The organism is uncultured Polaribacter sp. (genome assembly GCF_947497125.1).
Taxonomy (GTDB): domain Bacteria; phylum Bacteroidota; class Bacteroidia; order Flavobacteriales; family Flavobacteriaceae; genus Polaribacter.
In genome coordinates, this window is the sequence record NZ_CANMFI010000002.1 from 35,354 (window position 1) to 53,314 (window position 17,961).

Sequence of the window (17,961 nt, forward strand, 5' to 3'; positions counted from 1 at the left end):
AATATGAAAAGCATAATTAAAAATACAGCACTTACGGTTATTTTATTAGTAGCATTTAAAAGTCTTGCCCAAAAAGACCCTTTATATACTCAATATTATAATAACTTTAATCTAATTAACCCTGCTTATGCGGGTAGCCAAGGATCTTTTATTGCAACTGCAAACATTCGTAGTCAATGGTCTGGTGAAGTTGGTTCGCCAAAAACACAATCAGTTTCATTTCACTCGCCTGTTGGTTATGGTTTAGGGGTTGGTATGTCTGTTATAAATGACAATGTTTTTGTTTTAGATGAAACACACTTATATGCAGATATATCTTATGTAGTTAAATTATCAGAAATGTATACGTTAGCTTTTGGAATTAAAGCTGGAGGTAGTTTTTTAAATGTAGATTTGCTAAGTTTAGGCATCGAAAACGATGTTTTATTTAGTAGAAATATAAATACATTTAATCCTAATATTGGTACAGGTATGTATTTATCTTCTAATCGTTTTTATGCAAGTTTATCTACCCTTAATCTATTAGAAACAAAGCATTATAATAAAAAAAACAATATCGTTTCTAGCGCTTCTGATGAAATGGTCTTTTACTTCTCTTCTGGTTATTTATTCGATTTGAATGAAAACTTTAAAATACGCCCATCTTTTATGTTAAGAACTTTAGAAGGAGTGCCAGTATCTACAGATATTTCTGCAAATATTTTATGGTTAGATAAATTAGAATTTGGGTTATCGCATCGAATTAACACTTCTGTATCAGTATTATTTCAATTGCGCTTAACTGAATCTATTAAGGTTGGGTATACCTATGATACAAGCACATTTAGCCACTCTAATTTTAATAATGGTTCTCATGAGTTCAGTTTTATATTCAACATAAAAAAGACGCAAAATAAATTTTAATTCAAAAAAAGTAAAATCTTAGATTTAAAATCAACTTTTTTAAATCTAAGATTTCCATTTAATACCACAACCTATACTTGGCTTTTGATGTTCTAAAGCAGGTTGATTGGCAAGCAAATTGTCTAAAGCATTTCTAATATCTTTACCTGTAACAGGAATATCGTTTTGTGGTCTAGAACTGTCTAACTGACCATGATAAACCGCTTTTAATTCAGCATCAAAAACATAAAAATCGGGTGTACAAGCAGCATCATATGCTTTTGCAACTTCTTGGGTTTCATCAAACAAATACGGAAAAGGGTATTTTTGTTGTCTTGCTACTTGCTGCATAAATTTTGGTGCATCTTGCGGATAATTTTCTATTTCATTAGAACTAATGGCAATACAATGAATCCCTTTTTTTTGGTAATCATTAGCCAACTTTACCAACGCAGCATTTATATGAATAACAAACGGACAATGATTGCAAATAAACATCACTAAGGTTCCGTTTACACCCTTTGCCTCTTCGAGCGAAACCATTTGATTGTTAACCGTATTTATTAGCGTAAAATCAGGTGCTTTTGTACCTATTTTAAATTCGTTAGATTCTGTAAGTGCCATGTTTTAGTTTTTTTTTAGTGTTGTTCTGCCAAAGCTGTTGCACAAATATAGCCACCTGTCCAAGCATTCTGAAAATTAAATCCGCCTGTTACGGCATCAATATTTAATACTTCGCCAACAAAAAAGAGATTTTTATGTTTTCTACTTTCAAAATTTTTAAAATTTATTTCTTTTAAGTCGATGCCACCTGCGGTAACAAACTCGTCTTTAAAAGTTGTTCTGCCATTGGCATTGTATATCCCTTTTGTAAGTTGATTTGCCAAGCTTTCTAACTGAAAATTATTTAGATCTGCCCAATTATCAGTCTTCCCAATATTAGAAAAAATTACAAAACGCTCCCACAATCTTTTAGAAGTTTCTGTAAAGGGAGATTTTAAAACAACTGTTTTTCTGGCTTCTTTCTTTTTTAAATTCAACAGCACATTTAAAACTTTAGCGGTGGGTCTAGACAGCCAGTTGACCTCAACATTGTATTGATATTTTTTTTCTGCTAAAATACGTGCGCCAAAAGCAGATAATTTTAATACAGCTGGCCCACTCATGCCCCAGTGCGTAATTAACAATGGACCAGAAGTCTCTAATTTTGTGCCAGAAATAGCCACTGTTGCATTGGGTACCGAAGTACCTAACAAATCTACCAATCGTTGGTCTTTTATATTAAAGGTAAATAAAGAAGGTACGGGCTCTATAATGCTATGATCTAATGTTGTACAAAGTTCCCAAACTTTTTTCGAGCTTCCTGCAGCAATTACCACTTTGTCTGCCTCAAAATTTTGGTTTTTTGTGTTTACAACCCAGCTATTTTCTTGTTGATAAACAGAATTTACACCACAATTTGTAAACACTTTTATCCCTAAGTTATCAACTGCTTTTTGAAAACAGTCTATAATTGCCTGACTGGTATTTGCTTCAGGAAACACACGATTGTCATCTTCAATTTTTAAAGGAACGCCTCGGTCGTCAAACCACTCAAAAGTATCGCCAGTCATAAATGTATGAAATGGCCCTAACAATTCTTTTTCTCCTCTAGGGTAAAATTTAACAAGTTCTTTGGGCTCAAAACAAGCATGGGTAACATTGCATCTTCCGCCACCAGAAATTTTTACTTTCTGTAAAACATCATTTCCTTTTTCTAATATGATGATCTCTAATTCCGGATTTTTTTCTTTTGCATTTATCGCTGTAAAAAAACCCGCAGCTCCGCCACCAATAATGATTACTTTTTTCATAAAACCATCTCTGAATATGAAAGAATTGTTTGATATCCTTTCTTTTTAAAATAACTAGGTGTTTCTGCAGTACCAGTTGCTAAAATAAAATCGCCACCCCAAGCGCCTAAACTTTTAATTTCTCCTAAAGTATACGCTTCAAATAATTGTTCTTTAACAGGTGGTAATTTTATAATTGAACTAATAATTTGTTCGTGCTCAGCTATTAATTGATTGAAATCTATGATTGTTTTTACTTGTAAAAATTGGTCTGAAATTGCCGAAATTCGTTCAATTTCTTTCTGAAAATCTTTACCACTTTCTCTATATTTTGCAATTCCTTTTTTTGAATCTTGTTTTTTGTTTAGGTGTACAAAAAATAAATTCTCTTTAAAATCTGGATTAAAAGCTACTTGTTTTACCGATGGTTTTTCATCTTTAATTTGATAAAAAATAGGCGCATTATTTTGCGCACATGCAATATCATATCCGCTACCTTTAAAAGAATTCCATAACAAAGTAAAGGCATCTACTTGTGCCCAACTGGCAATAGAATTTATTAAGGTTGACGAACTGCCCAAACCCCAATTTCTAGGAAAAGAAAGTGCTGTTTTTACAACATAGCCTTGGGTTGAATCTAAAAATGCAGGATTCATTTTTTTAGCCTCTTTTAAAATAGCCAACAATGTTTCTGCAATAAATTCTGCACTCCCTTCTTTATCAGAATTAAAAGTACAATTTACAATGCGTAGGTTTTTTAAATCAAATACAGCCTCAAACCAACATACTCCTGTACTTGTAAAACTTCCCCAAATTAATTGAGGCTCTGCTATCGTTTCCACAGATAAGTTTTGTCCGAATTTTGTAGCAATTGCTAGAGATTTTGCACCATCTAACACTAAATATTCTCCTGTTAATAACAATTTTCCGTTTGAGTAGTAATTCTTCAAAATTTATTTTTTCTAGGGTAATGCTATAAATATTTTACTTGTAATTTATCAATCTAAGGATTCTTGCGAACGATGTTGATGCTCATAAAATAACAAAGAATTTACAACAAACCAAACTGTTTAAAATGGTGTGTAAAATGTTTTGTATGAAACTTTGTCCAATATATATTGTCTAATTCTCCAAAAAAGGGATGGTTCTCCGTTTTTGCTGTTTTAAAATGATTTTGAAACACAATGATTTGACTTACTAGGTCTTCAATCGCTATTTCGATGCTTTCAAACTTTACCGGAGTGGGTTCTTCAGACAACAAAGGCGCTTTAAAGCCAATTTGCAACTCTTCTTCTGTGTCTAAAAAAGTTTTTCTTCTTTTCGATTTTTCCTCTTCAACAAAATGATTTGCTGCTATTTTTCCACAAGATACTTGCATTAACAAACTTAAATGCTCAATCATTTGTTGTGCATTCATTTTACCAAATAAAGGTTTTGTTGTTGTTTTTAGTTGTAAAAGAGTATTTTTTAGCTGATTTGTATCCAAAAAATCTACCCAATTAACAGCCTTTCTAATTTCTTCAAACTTAGAAACTACTGCAGCATGCGTTACTGTTTTTCCATCAAAATAAATTTCAATATCGTTTTTCTCTTTGGTAGTGGCACCTAGCTGATTCAAAATATTTTGTAAATGCATTTTCATATGTCCGTGCTGGATGCCTTTGGTTGTTAGCGCTCTTAAAGCTGCAAAATTTTGAGCCAATCCTGCAGCTGCAATAATTTGCATAAGTTCTTTTGCAGATGGGTTTTGCAACATTTGTAAAGATAATTTTGCCAACGGATGCAAAGCTGTTAAGCCACCCACTGTGCCTAAAGCCAAAGGTAACTCTAACCAGAATTTAAAAACACCATTGTCTATGGTACAATGCGATAAACTGGTATAGTTGCCAGAGCGAGCAGCATAGGCATGTACACCAGCTTCAATGGCTCTAAAATCATTTCCGGTAGCTAAAACAACAGCATCAATACCGTTCATAATACCTTTGTTATGCGTTACTGCTCTGTAAGGTTCTACTTCTGCTATTTTTACAGCTTGGTAAAATTTTTCTGCAAATTTCTGTGGATTTTCACCTCCTAAATCTTCAATTTTACAAGAAACTTCTGCTCTAACAGTACACTCGGGCACAAAGTTAGATAAGATGCTCATTACAATTTCAATCTCATCGTTTCTAAATTTATTAGCAATTGCTTCTAAACAAGAATTAATAAAATTAGCTCCCATAGAGTCTTTTGTCTCAAAAGTTACATGTAACTGATAGTAATGCTCTAATTTCTCGGTCTTATCAACCAATTGTATGTCTAAAATACCGCCGCCACGTTTTTCCATGTTTTTTGTGATGGAAGCAGTTGCAGCATGTAATTCTGTTTTATTTTTAGTGAAATAAGCCTCTAAGTCTTTAAAACTACCTGCATACATAAAATGTACTTGACCAATTTTTGTAGTCCCTAAAACTGTCGTTTTAAATCCGCCTCTAGTACTCCAAAACTTTCCAACTAAAGAAGCTGCAGCAACCACAGAGCTTTCTTCTATAACCATTGGTATTGCTAGTTCTCTGTTGTTTATTATAAAGTTTGGGGCAACACCCATGGGAACATAAAAGTTAGAAATGGTGTTTTCTATAAAATCGTCATGCAATTGTTGTAATGCTACATCACTATTCCAATATTGTTTAAAAATATTTTCTGTTGCAGATGAATCATGAAAATAGTTTTCTAACAACCATGCTATTTTTTCTTCTTTAGTAAATTTTGAAAATCCTGAAATTATTTTACTCATTTATGTGCTTCTAAACTATGTGCAACAAATATAAATGTTTCTATTTTAAAGAATACCAATATTTATAAAACACTTAAGCGTTGTTAATAGATTATAACATTTAGTAATCGGATAATAAGAAATAATTATTCTAAAAATCGCAATAACGAAAGTAATACTATTAAATTTGTAAGTATAAATTTATAAATCCGAAAAAAATGAAAAAGCTTACAGTATTATTTTTAGCAGTAGTTTTATTTTCTAGCTGTGCTGTTGTTAGGCCAGGAGAGGTTGGTATCAAACAAAAATTAGGTAAATTATCTAATGATGTTAAGACACAAGGAACTGTTTTGTACAATCCGTTAACAAGCAAAGTAATTATAGAATCTACAAAAACAAAGAATATAAAATTAATTTTAAGTTTACCAAGTAAAGAAGGTTTAAGCGTAAACTCCGAGATTTCTATCTTGTATCGATTAAAAGCAAATAAAGTGGCTTCTGTTTTACAAAACTTAGGACAAGATTATGAATCTGTAGTAACAAGTGTCTTTAGATCTGCGGTATCTGATGTTTGTGCACAATACTTTGCAAAAGACATGCATTCTGGTAAGCGAGCAGAAATAGAATTAGAAGTAAAGAAAAAAATGCAAATTAACTTAGAAATGCAGGCAGAAGGCATAGATTTAATAGGTGTTTTAATGAAAAGAGTTCAGCTACCAAGAGGATTGGCAAGCTCAATTGAAAGAAAATTACAAGCAGAACAAGATGCAATGCGTTTAAAATTTGTGATTGATCAAGAAAAATTAGAAGCAGAAAGAAAAATTATCAATGCAAAAGGTGAAAGAGATGCACAACTAATTATTGCCGAAGGATTAACACCTGGCATTATAAGGTTAAAGGCTATAGAAGCATTTAAAGAATTAGCAAAATCTGAAAATGCAAAAACAATTATTACAGATGGTAAAACACCTTTAATTGTAGGCAATGACGAAACAGAAAAGAAAGATAAGTAACAACTAAAATTCTAAAAAAATAAAACCTCAATAAGTATCAACTTATTGAGGTTTTTTATTTTAAATCGAATAAATATTAGCAATTTTATAAATTGAAGTGTTTTTTAAAACATTTTTTGATGATTTTTCCGTAAACTTGGCAAAGATTTTACAAAAAATTAAACTTTAATGAAAAACTTACTCTTTTTAACCGCTATTTTATTTTTTTTAAGCTGTAAACAAAACTCAGAAACTTCCAATAACTCATTAACCGGTAATAAACAAATTACCTTAGAAGAAATATGGGATGGCAGTTTTTCTTCCCAAAGAATGAACTCTTTAAATGCCATGAATGGCGATTTCTATGCGGTACTTAACTATGACGAAGAAACAAAAATAAAAACTGTAGATAAATACAGCTACCAAACACTAAAAAAAGTAGCAACAATAGTAAGTAGTACTGACTTAAAAGACATTGAGAATTTTTCTTCATACAGTTTTAACAACGATGAAACAAAAGTAATTTTAGGTACAAACTTCGAAAAAATATACAGACGCTCTTACAAAGGTACTTTTTATGCCTTTGATGTTGCAACAAAAAAAACAAGTTTAATAGACAAAGATATTCAAGAACCTGTTTTTTCACCGGATAATAAAAACGTTGCGTACGCAAAAAACAACAACATTTTTATAAAGAATATTGCTTCTAACAGAGTTACGCAAGTAACTTTTGACGGCAAAATAAATAACATAATTAACGGAATTACCGATTGGGTTTATGAAGAAGAATTCGGTTTTGTAAGAGCTTTTGAATGGAATAAAACAGGAACTCACCTAGCTTTTTTAAGGTTTGATGAAAGCAAAGTGCCCACATTTTCTATGGATATTGTTGGCAAAGAATTATACCCAGAACAACAAGTTTTTAAATACCCTAAAGCAGGAGAAAAGAACGCAGAAGTTACCTTGCACATGTATGCGGTTTCTTCTAAAAGAACAACTAAAATAAGACTTGGAGACTATGAATACATCCCAAGAATTAAATGGTCTAATGATGCTAATACATTAGTTGCAACTACATTAAACCGTCATCAAAACAACTTAAAACTCCATAAGGTATCTGCAACAACTGCCAATACTTCTTTATTATTAAATGAAACGGATAAGGCGTATATAGACATTACAGATAACCTAACTTTTTTAGCAGATAATAGCTTTATTTGGACGAGTGAAGCCGATGGCTTTAATCATATTTACCACTATGATTTTAAAGGTAAATTAATCAACCAAATTACAAAAGGCAACTGGGAAGTAACCAACTATTACGGATTTAACAATAGCAAAAACACCATTTATTATCAATCTGTAGAAAATGGGTCTACAAACAGAGGTGTTTATTCTATTGATTTAAAAGGAAATAACAAAAAACTATTGAGTAATGCAGTTGGCCAAAATAGTGCTGCTTTCAGTACAAGTCTAAACTACTTTATCAATACTTTTTCTTCAGCAGAAATACCTCCGATCTATTCTTTATTTACAGCAGAAGGTAACATGCTAAAAGTTGTAAAAGACAATGTTGCTTTAAAAGAAAAGCTAAGTACTTATAAGATGAGTTCTAAAGAATTTTCTACGATTAATATCAATGGCAACGATCTAAATATGTGGATGTTAAAGCCTGCTAATTTTAACGCTAACAAAAAATACCCAATGTTAATGTTTCAATACTCTGGCCCAGGATCTCAACAGGTTGGTAACAAATGGAATAATACAAATGATTATTGGCACAATATGTTGGCGCAACAAGGTATTATTGTTGTTTGTGTAGACGGACGAGGAACAGGTTTTAAGGGTGCCGACTTTAAAAAATCTACCTATTTAAACTTGGTGAAATATGAAACTGAAGATCAAATTTCGGCAGCAAAAAAGCTAGCAGAACGCAGTTATATTGATGAAAACAATATTGGTATTTGGGGTTGGTCTTTTGGTGGTCATATGAGTACAAATTCGCTCTTAAAAGGTAGCGATGTTTTTACAACAGCTATTGCCGTTGCACCTGTTACTTCTTGGCGTTTTTACGATTCTGTTTACACAGAACGTTTTTTAAGAACTCCACAAGAAAATCCGGCTGGTTATGATGATAATTCTCCTGTAAATTATCCAGAGAAACTTAAAGGAAACTACTTATTAGTGCATGGTACAGGTGATGATAATGTACATGTACAAAACTCTTACAGAATGATTAACTCTCTAATAGAAGCCAACAAACAATTTGACATGTTTATTGTGCCAGATAGAACTCATGGTATTTACAAAGGAAAAAATATGCGTTTAAATTTATATACAAAAATGACTAATTTTGTAGAAACACATTTAATTAACAAATCGAATACATCAACTAAAATAAAAGGATAAAAATTATGAGCAACACTGTTAAATTACCACATCAAAAAGAACTTTTTGGACATCCAGCAGGATTGTATGTTTTGTTTTTTACAGAAATGTGGGAACGTTTTTCTTATTATGGAATGAGAGCTCTTTTAGTCCTATACTTAACTTCTAAAACAACAGATTTAAACAATGGTTTGGGTTGGTCTCAAGTAGACGCATTAGCGTTATACGGCTGGTACACAGCGTTGGTTTACATTGCATCTATACCAGGTGGTATTTTAGCTGATAAGTTTTTAGGGCAAAAAAAATCTGTCATTTTAGGTGCCATATTATTGGTTATTGGCCACAGTATTTTAGCTATAGAAGCTATGTGGGCATTTTACACAGGATTAGGTTTTATTATTGCAGGTGTAGGTTGTTTAAAACCTAATATTTCTACAATGGTTGGTGGTTTGTATAAAAAAGGAGATGTTAGAAGAGACAAAGGATTTACCATCTTCTATATCGGCATAAACTTGGGGGCATTTTTATCAGGCTTAGTGGTAGGTTATGTAGGCGAAGTTCATGGTTGGCATTATGGTTTTGGATTGGCAGGTATATTAATGATTTTAGGATTGATTCAATTTTTAGCAGGTCAGAAATACTTAGTACATGTTGGTAACTATTTAGGAAAATCTGAAAATAAAGAAGACCAAGAGGCTTATAAGAAACCACTTAATAAAATTGAAAAAGACAGAATTATTGTTTTACTAATTTCATTTTTATTGATTATTGCATTTTTTGCGGCCTTTGAACAAGCAGGTGGATTAATGAATATCTATGCTAGTGAAAAAACAGACAGAATGTTAATGGGATGGCAAGTACCTGCTACTTGGTTTCAATCTTTAAACTCTTTCTTTATTATTACCCTTGGGGTTGCAATTGCAGCTTTCTGGGCAAAACGTAAATTAAAAGGCTCAGAAGCTTCTTCTTTATATAAAATGATTGTTGGTCTAGGTGCCGTTGGTCTTGGATTTTTATTTATGTCTGCAGCAGCTACAGAGTACGAAAGTACAGGTGCTTCTGCGATGTATTGGTTGGTTTTAGCATATTTATTTCATACTGTTGGAGAGTTATGTTTGTCACCAGTTTCGCTTTCTTTTGTAACAAAATTAGCACCTGCTAAATATGCTTCTATTATGATGGGTATTTACTTTGCTACTACTGGTTTGGGGAATAAAGTAGCCGGAATGCTAGGAGAATCTTCTGCTATTTTTGGAGAATTTAAAGTATTTACAGGAATTGCTGTTTTTTGTGTATCGTTTGCATTGTTAGTCTTTGTTTTCTTAAAAAAGCTAAAATCGTTAACACATGGAGCAGAAGATAATGAACAAGATTTATCAAAAGCTTAAAAAATAACTAGATAACCTCATAAACTAACTTTATGAGGTTTTTTTTAATACCATTCACAAAAAGAATTTCTATTTGTAAATTTGATTTTTATTTTACATTTACATACGTATGAAAAAGATATTTTTAACATTTCTGATAGTTATTTCAACTGCATGTATAAAAGCGCAAGAAAACAACATAAATTGGTTGTCTTTTGAAGAAGCTATTGCGCTTAATAAAGATAATCCGAAACCAATATTAATAGATGTTTACACCGATTGGTGTGGTTATTGTAAAAAAATGGATTTGCAAACATATACCAACCCAACAATTGTAAAGCAGATAAATGATAATTTTTATGCAATAAAATTAGATGGTGAAGCAAAAAATGAAATCACCTTTAAAACTCATGTTTTTAAATATCAAAAAAATGGCAGAAGAGGGTATCACGAATTAGCAGCAGCTTTAATGAACGGAAAATTAGCCTACCCTACAACTCTTTTTTTATCAGAAGAAGAAAAAGTAATTGATAGGGTTCAGGGGTATTTAGATACCGCTGCAATGGAAAAATTACTTGTGTATTTTTCTAATGATACTTACAAAAAAGAAAAATGGGCAAAATTCATTAAAACCTTTAAAAGTAAACTGTAATTTTAAAAAGTATCTAAACAGTTATTGTAACAACCAACCCTTCATTAGATCGAACATTAAAAACAGTTTCATCTTCAAAAATTAAATACTGCCCTTTTACTCCCACTAATTTACCGGTATAGTTTGGTGTTTTAATTAAATTTAAACTTTTTGGTTTTTCTGGATATTTAAGTACAGGAAAATTTAAAATTGTTGCTGTTTTATTTTCTATAAAATATTCTTTTGCCTCTTCCGGAATATAGCTTTTTAACTTTTCTCTCCACTCAGCCAAACTTTCTGGTGCTATATCATTTTTAAGCATTTTACGCCAGTTGGTTTTATCTGCTACATGTTCTTTTAAGGCAACTTCTGTAATACCAGCCAAATACCTATTGGGCACCTCTACAATTTCTATAGCTTCGTGCGCCCCTTGATCTATCCAACGAGTAGGCACTTGAGTTTTTCTGGTAACCCCAACTTTTACATTGCTAGAATTGGCTAAATAAACAATATGTGGCTTAAGCTGAACTTGCTGTTCGTAAGCCAGATCTCTATCTTCTATTCCTAAATGCGCCTTACTTAACTCGGGTTTTAGTATCCAATCTCCTGCATTTGGGGTATCAAAAAAACATGATTTACAAAAACCTTGTCTGTAAACTTGCTTTTCTAAATGACAATTTAAACATTCATAACCTACAAAGTTGATGGTAATTTCTTTCTCTAACAACTGATTCATATTGATAAAATCGGTATTCATATCTAAATAATACTGAATTTTATCAGAATTCTCAGTCATCATTTTTTTTAAAACTCCTTTGTATGTCATATCAAAGATTTTAGTATTTTTAACAAATTATTTTTGTCATTACGCATCAAACGAAGTAATCTATTTCTTTAAAAAGTAAGATTGCTTTAGCTTGCAAAGAAAAGTGTAATTGGCAATAGGTTAAACAAATTTACGAATTTCTATGGCGTTTCAGATTATCAATTCTATAATTTCTTGGTTTTTAAAGAAACGCAAGCATCAAATTGAGTTGTTTTTAAAATACCCCAAAGATGTACAAGAAGAATTACTTTTAAAACTGATCAATTCTGCTAAAAACACCGCAATTGGAAAAGAATATGGCTTCTCTGAAATTAAAAATTACACTCAATTTTCTACAAACACACCCATTCAGCAATACGAAACTTTTGAGCCATTAATTGAAAGGTGCCGAAAAGGAGAACAACATCTATTTTGGAATACTCCTATAAAATGGTTTGCAAAAAGTAGCGGAACAACAAATTCTAAAAGCAAGTTTATACCTGTTTCTGATGAAGCATTAGAATATTGCCACATGAAAGCCGGCAAAGACATGCTCTGTTTATACATTAACAACAATCCAAAAACACAGCTTTTTACTGGTAAAGGTTTGCGATTAGGGGGTAGTTCGGAAGTATACCAAGACAATGGCTCTTATTTTGGCGATTTATCTGCAATTATTATAGAAAATATGCCTTTTTGGGCAGATTTTAGCTCGGCGCCTAGCCAAGAAGTTGCTTTGATGAGCGATTGGGAAACAAAAATGGATGCGATTATTAATGAAACCATTCATGAAAACATTACAAGTTTGGCAGGAGTGCCAAGTTGGATGTTGGTACTTTTAAATCGTATTTTAGAAAAAACAGGAAAAGAGAATATCCTAGAAGTCTGGCCAAATTTAGAAGTCTATTTTCATGGAGGCGTTAACTTTAATCCGTACCGAGAACAGTTTAAAAAATTAATTCCGAATCCTGCATTTAAGTATTATGAAACCTATAATGCATCAGAAGGTTTTTTTGCCATTCAAGACAGAAACCATTCTAAAGAATTATTATTGATGTTAGATTATGGCATCTTTTATGAATTTATTCCGATGGATGCCTATGCAGGTGAAAACTCTACTGCAATCCCGCTTTCTAAGGTAGAAAAAAATGTTAATTATGCTATTTTAATCACTACAAACGGCGGATTATGGCGCTATTTAATTGGCGATACTGTAAAATTTACTTCAATAGAACCTTACAGAATAAAAATTACTGGCCGAACCAAACATCATCTTAATGTTTTTGGGGAAGAATTGATTATTGAAAATGCCGAAGAAGGCTTGCGATTGGCATGTGAAAAAACCGGAGCTTCTGTTTTAGAATATACTGTAGGCCCTGTTTTTATGAGTGATAAAAGTAGTGGTGCTCATGAATGGGTTATTGAGTTTTACAACCCTCCAAAAAGTATTGAATACTTTACAGAAATGTTAGACAATGCATTAAAGTCTTTAAATTCTGATTATGAAGCAAAACGGTACCAAAATATGACACTGGCATTGCCTAAAATACACATTGCTAAAAAAGGATTGTTCTATAATTGGTTAAAAGAAAATGGCAAACTTGGCGGGCAACATAAAGTACCTAGGCTCTCTAACTCTAGAAAATTTGTAGAAGAATTGTTAGCCTTGTAATTAGATTTTACGCTCTACAACATACTCAATCATTGTTAATAAAGATTTTTTGTATTCTGATGCTGGGTAACTTTCTAAAATAGCAATTGCTTTGTTTTTATAGTCTAACATTTTTGTAGTGGTATATTCAATACCCCCATTTTGTTTTACAAAAGCGATAACTTCTTTTACGCGTTTTTTGTCTTTGTTATGTTTTTTAACAGAATTTATCAACCAAGACTTCTCTTCTTTAGAACAGTTATTTAAAGTATAAATTAACGGCAATGTCATTTTTTGTTCTTTGATATCGATTCCTGTAGGTTTCCCTATTTTTTCATCAGAATAATCAAACAAATCATCTTTTATCTGAAAAGCAACACCAATGTATTCGCCAAACTTTCGCATTTGCTGAACAGTATCATTATTTGCCCCAACAGAGGCAGCACCAATACCACAACACGCAGCAATTAAAGTAGCTGTTTTTTTTCTAATAATTTCGAAATAAACTTCTTCTGTGATGTCTAACTTTCTAGCTTTTTCTATTTGCAAGAGCTCTCCTTCGCTCATCTCTCTAACTGCAATAGAAATTAATTTTAACAAGTCGAAATCTTCATTATCAATAGAAAGCAATAATCCTTTTGATAATAAAAAATCGCCCACTAAAACCCCTATTTTATTTTTCCACAACGCATTGATAGAAAAGAAGCCTCTACGTCGATTGCTATCATCTACCACATCATCATGTACCAAAGTTGCGGTATGTATTAATTCGACTACAGATGCTCCTCTGTAAGTTCTTTCATCAAAACCACCTTTAGAAACCATTTTTGCAACCAAAAAAACAAACATTGGACGCATTTGCTTGCCTTTTCTACGAACAATGTAATACGTAATTCTATTTAAAAGTGGCACTTTAGAGAGCATCGATTCTTTAAACTTCTCTTCAAAAAGATCCATTTCATTTTTAATCGGTAATTTTATTAGCTCTACAGGTTTCATAGATGATTGCCTTCGTTTTAAAAATTTTTGTACTACGCTTTATTTGCTAGTTGTCCGCAAGCGGCATCGATATCTTTACCTCTACTTCTTCTAACATTTACGGTAATATCATGCATTTCTAAATTAGAAATATAATTATTTATTGCTGATGCTGATGCTTGTTGAAACTGCCCGTCATCTATTGGGTTGTACTCTATTAAATTTACTTTACAGGGTACGTATTTACAAAATTCTACCAATGCTTTTATGTCTTCTTTTCTGTCATTAATCCCTTGCCAAACCACATATTCATAGGTAATTGCTCTTTGTGTTTTAGAATACCAATATTCTAATGATTCTTTTAAATCTTTTAAAGGAAAAGTAGTATTAAAAGGCATTATAGAAGTTCTAATTTCATCGATTGCAGAGTGTAAAGAAACTGCCAAATTAAATTTAACTTCTTCGTCTGCCATTTTTTTAATCATTTTTGGCACACCAGAGGTAGAAACAGTAATTCTTTTTGATGACATTCCTAGGCCTTCTGGCGAGGTTATCATCTCAATCGATTTTAGCACGTTTTTATAGTTCATTAAAGGCTCTCCCATTCCCATAAAAACAATGTTGGTTAATTTTTTATTATGATACAACCTACTCTGCTTGTCTATTACTACTACTTGGTCGTAAATTTCATCTGGATTTAGATTTCGCATTCTCTTTAAACGAGAAGTTGCACAAAACAAACAATCTAAACTACACCCAACTTGGCTAGAAACACAAGCTGTGGTTCTTTTTTCTGTAGGAATTAAAACGGACTCTACCACCAAACCATCGTGTAACTTGATCCCATTTTTTATGGTACCATCTTTACTTTTTTGCATCGAATCTACCTTGATGTGATTGATTACAAAATTGGCTTCTAACATTTCTCTGGTTTCTTTAGAAATGTTTGTCATGTCTTCAAAAGTATGCAAAGACTTGCTCCAAAGCCATTCGTAAACTTGATTTCCTCGAAATGCTTTATCGCCATTTTCTACAAAAAAAGCTCTCAATTGTTCTTTTGTTAGTGCTCTGATGTCTTTCTTTTCGATCAAGTTGTTTGTTTTAAAATGATAGTGCAAAAATACAACATAATTTGAAGTTATTACCGAACTAAGCAAACAGTTGCGTTAGCGATTGTAGTGGCATCCTTTTTTTTGCTGATTTTTGTTCAGCGTAAAAAAGATATAACGAAAAGCGCGACCCTTTTGGGGAACGTCCAAAAAAAAAGTTGACAATTTATAACTGTCAACTTTTAATTTTTTATTAAAAATGCCTTATATGATTAACATAGCGTCTCCGTAAGTAGAAAATCTATATTTTTCTTTGATAGCTTCTTTGTATCCTTCCATCACAAAATCGTACCCACCAAAGGCTGCTGCTTGCATTAATAAGGTAGATTTTGGAGTGTGAAAATTGGTAATCATTGCGTTTGCAACACTAAATTCGTGCGGTGGAAAAATAAATTTATTCGTCCAACCTTCATAGCCGTTTAACTCTCCTTTAGAAGAAACAGAAGACTCTAAAGTACGCATTACAGTGGTACCAACGGCACACACTCTTTTCTTCTCTTTTTTAGCTTTATTTATTTTTGCTGCAGTAGCATCTTGAATAATAATTTGCTCAGAATCCATTTTATGTTTCGATAAATCTTCTACCTCTACTGGGCTAAAAGTACCTAAACCAATGTGTAATGTTGTTTCTGCAAACTCTACACCTTTAATTTCTAATCTTTTAATTAAGTGTTTAGAAAAGTGTAACCCTGCTGCTGGTGCTGCAACGGCTCCTTCGTGTTTTGCATAGATAGTTTGGTAACGCTCGTCGTCTAATTCTTCTACGTCTCTACCAATTGCTTTTGGCAATGGTGTTTGGCCTAATTGTAACAATTTTGCTCTAAACTCTTCGTAAGATCCATCAAACAAAAAACGTAAAGTTCTACCTCTAGAAGTGGTGTTGTCTATTACTTCTGCTACTAAACTATCATCATCTCCAAAAAATAATTTGTTTCCGATTCTAATTTTTCTTGCCGGATCTACTAAAACATCCCACAATCTATTTTCTGCATTTAATTCTCTAAGTAAAAAAACTTCTATTCTAGCTCCTGTTTTTTCTTTGTTACCAAACATTCTGGCCGGAAAAACTTTGGTGTTATTTAAAGTCATAACATCACCTTCATCAAAGTAATTTATAAGGTCTTTAAAAAGCTTGTGTTCTATAGTTCCTTCTTTTCTGTTTAGCACCATTAAACGAGACTCATCTCTATGTTCTGATGGGTATTTTGCTAAAAGTTCTTCTGGTAATTCGAATTCAAAATGCGATAATTTCATATATTTTTTGCTTATAAAGGCTGCAAATATACGATATGAGAATAGGCGTTGTCAAGTGTTTGCCTATTTATATTTAAATAGTTGTTATATTGATGCCTAATTGCTGCATGTCTTCCCAAAATTTTTGATACGATTTTGTAACTACCTCTGCATTTAAAATTTGAATAGGCACTTTTAAAGCCAACGGCGCAAAAGCCATTGCCATTCTATGATCGTTGTAGGTTTTTATGGCAATATTTTTGTGTATTGTAGTTGCTTGCTCTAAATGTAAACTTTTATCAGTTACCTTAATTACAGCTCCTAAATTGGTTAATTCTTCTCGCAAAGCCTCTAACCTATCTGTTTCTTTAATCTTTAAGGTATGTAAGCCTGTTAAGTTGCAAGCAATTCCTTCTGAAAAACAAGATACCGCTATGGTTTGTGCAATGTCTGGCGCATTTTTTAAATCGATTTCTAAGGTTTCTTTAAGTGTTGAACGCTCTTTTTTTAAGGTGATATAATTAGTACCAAAAGTAGTTTGAACCCCAAAATGTTGGTAAATTTCTGCCAAGCAAGAATCGCCTTGTAAACTTTCTTCTTTATAAGCAGATAATTGAATGGTAGCTCCTATTTCTGCGCTTGCCATAATACCGTAAAAATAACTAGCAGAAGACCAATCTGACTCTACCACAATAGTCTGTTTTGTTATTTCTTTCTTTGGATGTACTGTAATCGTATTTCCTTTAAATGTGTTTGATATGCCTAATTGAGTTAACAAACTAAGCGTCATATTAATGTAAGGTATAGACGTAATTTTACCTACCAATTCTATCTCTAAACCATTTTCTAATTTTGATGCAATTAACAACAACGAAGAAATGTATTGGCTGCTTACATTCCCATTGATTTCAACTGTAGCTTTGGTGATCTTTTTACCTTTTATCCTTATCGGCGGATACCCAATTTTGTCTTCATAAGAAATATCTGCACCTAAATCTTTTAGGGCATTTACCAAAATTTCTATTGGCCTATTTTGCATTCTTTCAGAACCTGTTAAAACAACCTCTCTGTCTGATTGTACTGCAAAATAAGAAGTTAAAAAACGCATTGCTGTACCTGCATGACCAATATCTATAAGCGCATCTTTAGTGGTTAATGCATGCTGCATGTGCACAGAATCGTCTGAGTCTGATAAATTTTCAATAGTAATTTCTGGAAATAAGTTTTGTAAAATCAGCAATCTATTCGATTCACTTTTAGAACCAGAAATTGTTATTTTTTCGGTTATTTTTTTATTCTCTAAAACATTTAACAAGATGTCCATTCTAAAAACTGATT

At 32.2% G+C, this 17,961-nt stretch carries 15 protein-coding genes; 6 read left to right on the forward strand and 9 right to left on the reverse strand.

Annotated elements, in window-relative coordinates:
* The first annotated feature begins 3 nt into the window (after positions 1-3).
* A complete protein-coding gene (locus Q0678_RS03255; protein ID WP_299053834.1) occupies positions 4-903 on the forward strand; it encodes a type IX secretion system membrane protein PorP/SprF in 900 nt (299 codons plus the stop codon).
* 45 nt (positions 904-948) lie between these two features.
* On the opposite strand, the gene Q0678_RS03260 is transcribed toward Q0678_RS03255, so the two are convergent.
* The 4 genes from Q0678_RS03260 to Q0678_RS03280 form a co-directional block, all read right to left on the reverse strand.
* Positions 949-1,506 carry a thioredoxin family protein gene (locus Q0678_RS03260; RefSeq protein ID WP_299053836.1) on the reverse strand — a complete coding sequence of 186 codons (558 nt, stop codon included), beginning with the start codon at positions 1,504-1,506 and terminating at the stop codon, positions 949-951.
* A gap of 14 nt (positions 1,507-1,520) precedes the next feature.
* Positions 1,521-2,735, reverse strand: a complete 1,215-nt coding sequence (locus Q0678_RS03265; RefSeq protein ID WP_299053838.1) for an NAD(P)/FAD-dependent oxidoreductase — start codon at positions 2,733-2,735, stop codon at positions 1,521-1,523.
* Complete coding sequence (locus Q0678_RS03270; protein ID WP_299053843.1) at positions 2,732-3,664, reverse strand: GYDIA family GHMP kinase; 933 nt, start codon at positions 3,662-3,664, stop codon at positions 2,732-2,734. The genes Q0678_RS03265 and Q0678_RS03270 overlap by 4 nt, the downstream gene beginning before the upstream one ends.
* A 101-nt stretch (positions 3,665-3,765) precedes the next feature.
* A complete protein-coding gene (locus Q0678_RS03280; protein WP_367181486.1) occupies positions 3,766-5,490 on the reverse strand; it encodes a hydroxymethylglutaryl-CoA reductase, degradative in 1,725 nt (574 codons plus the stop codon).
* Positions 5,491-5,687: 197 nt separating this feature from the next.
* Between Q0678_RS03280 and Q0678_RS03285 the strand changes: the two genes are divergently transcribed.
* From Q0678_RS03285 to Q0678_RS03300, 4 genes are all read left to right on the forward strand, one after another.
* The gene (locus Q0678_RS03285; RefSeq protein WP_299053846.1) at positions 5,688-6,482 is read left to right on the forward strand and encodes a prohibitin family protein; all 795 of its coding nucleotides are present in this window, start codon (positions 5,688-5,690) and stop codon (positions 6,480-6,482) included.
* A 168-nt stretch (positions 6,483-6,650) separates the two neighbouring features.
* A complete protein-coding gene (locus Q0678_RS03290; RefSeq protein WP_299053851.1) occupies positions 6,651-8,870 on the forward strand; it encodes a S9 family peptidase in 2,220 nt (739 codons plus the stop codon).
* A gap of 5 nt (positions 8,871-8,875) precedes the next feature.
* The gene (locus tag Q0678_RS03295; RefSeq protein WP_299053854.1) at positions 8,876-10,237 is read left to right on the forward strand and encodes a peptide MFS transporter; all 1,362 of its coding nucleotides are present in this window, start codon (positions 8,876-8,878) and stop codon (positions 10,235-10,237) included.
* Between the two features lie 109 nt (positions 10,238-10,346).
* Entirely contained in the window at positions 10,347-10,868 is a 522-nt protein-coding gene (locus Q0678_RS03300; protein WP_299053857.1) for a DUF255 domain-containing protein, read from the forward strand.
* A 13-nt stretch (positions 10,869-10,881) separates the two neighbouring features.
* On the opposite strand, the gene Q0678_RS03305 is transcribed toward Q0678_RS03300, so the two are convergent.
* Positions 10,882-11,673, reverse strand: coding sequence for a DUF2797 domain-containing protein (locus Q0678_RS03305; RefSeq protein WP_299053860.1), 792 nt, complete (start codon positions 11,671-11,673; stop codon positions 10,882-10,884).
* A gap of 142 nt (positions 11,674-11,815) precedes the next feature.
* Between Q0678_RS03305 and Q0678_RS03310 the strand changes: the two genes are divergently transcribed.
* The gene (locus Q0678_RS03310; RefSeq protein WP_299053863.1) at positions 11,816-13,324 is read left to right on the forward strand and encodes a GH3 auxin-responsive promoter family protein; all 1,509 of its coding nucleotides are present in this window, start codon (positions 11,816-11,818) and stop codon (positions 13,322-13,324) included.
* Here Q0678_RS03310 and Q0678_RS03315 read toward each other — a convergent pair whose 3' ends face one another.
* From Q0678_RS03315 to Q0678_RS03330, 4 genes are all read right to left on the reverse strand, one after another.
* Positions 13,325-14,302: a polyprenyl synthetase family protein gene (locus Q0678_RS03315; protein ID WP_299053866.1), complete on the reverse strand. Its 978-nt coding sequence runs from the start codon at positions 14,300-14,302 to the stop codon at positions 13,325-13,327.
* A gap of 32 nt (positions 14,303-14,334) precedes the next feature.
* On the reverse strand, positions 14,335-15,372 hold the full coding sequence (gene rlmN, locus Q0678_RS03320; RefSeq protein ID WP_299053869.1) for a 23S rRNA (adenine(2503)-C(2))-methyltransferase RlmN: 1,038 nt from the start codon (positions 15,370-15,372) through the stop codon (positions 14,335-14,337).
* A 222-nt stretch (positions 15,373-15,594) separates the two neighbouring features.
* Positions 15,595-16,644, reverse strand: a complete 1,050-nt coding sequence (queA, locus tag Q0678_RS03325; RefSeq protein WP_299053872.1) for a tRNA preQ1(34) S-adenosylmethionine ribosyltransferase-isomerase QueA — start codon at positions 16,642-16,644, stop codon at positions 15,595-15,597.
* A gap of 73 nt (positions 16,645-16,717) precedes the next feature.
* A complete protein-coding gene (locus Q0678_RS03330; RefSeq protein ID WP_299053876.1) occupies positions 16,718-17,947 on the reverse strand; it encodes a 3-phosphoshikimate 1-carboxyvinyltransferase in 1,230 nt (409 codons plus the stop codon).
* Positions 17,948-17,961: the final 14 nt, after the last annotated feature.

Bases quoted from the DNA above. Each gene is read 5' to 3' on its own strand.
- Q0678_RS03315 (WP_299053866.1), bottom strand. From the start codon at position 14,302: ATGAAACCTGTAGAGCTAATAAAATTACCGATTAAAAATGAAATGGAT.
- Q0678_RS03280 (WP_367181486.1), bottom strand. From the start codon at position 5,490: ATGAGTAAAATAATTTCAGGATTTTCAAAATTTACTAAAGAAGAAAAA.
- Q0678_RS03265 (WP_299053838.1), bottom strand. From the start codon at position 2,735: ATGAAAAAAGTAATCATTATTGGTGGCGGAGCTGCGGGTTTTTTTACA.
- Q0678_RS03255 (WP_299053834.1), top strand. From the start codon at position 4: ATGAAAAGCATAATTAAAAATACAGCACTTACGGTTATTTTATTAGTA.
- Q0678_RS03285 (WP_299053846.1), top strand. From the start codon at position 5,688: ATGAAAAAGCTTACAGTATTATTTTTAGCAGTAGTTTTATTTTCTAGC.
- Q0678_RS03260 (WP_299053836.1), bottom strand. From the start codon at position 1,506: ATGGCACTTACAGAATCTAACGAATTTAAAATAGGTACAAAAGCACCT.
- queA (WP_299053872.1), bottom strand. From the start codon at position 16,644: ATGAAATTATCGCATTTTGAATTCGAATTACCAGAAGAACTTTTAGCA.
- Q0678_RS03300 (WP_299053857.1), top strand. From the start codon at position 10,347: ATGAAAAAGATATTTTTAACATTTCTGATAGTTATTTCAACTGCATGT.
- Q0678_RS03310 (WP_299053863.1), top strand. From the start codon at position 11,816: ATGGCGTTTCAGATTATCAATTCTATAATTTCTTGGTTTTTAAAGAAA.
- Q0678_RS03330 (WP_299053876.1), bottom strand. From the start codon at position 17,947: ATGGACATCTTGTTAAATGTTTTAGAGAATAAAAAAATAACCGAAAAA.
- Q0678_RS03305 (WP_299053860.1), bottom strand. From the start codon at position 11,673: ATGACATACAAAGGAGTTTTAAAAAAAATGATGACTGAGAATTCTGAT.
- Q0678_RS03295 (WP_299053854.1), top strand. From the start codon at position 8,876: ATGAGCAACACTGTTAAATTACCACATCAAAAAGAACTTTTTGGACAT.
- Q0678_RS03290 (WP_299053851.1), top strand. From the start codon at position 6,651: ATGAAAAACTTACTCTTTTTAACCGCTATTTTATTTTTTTTAAGCTGT.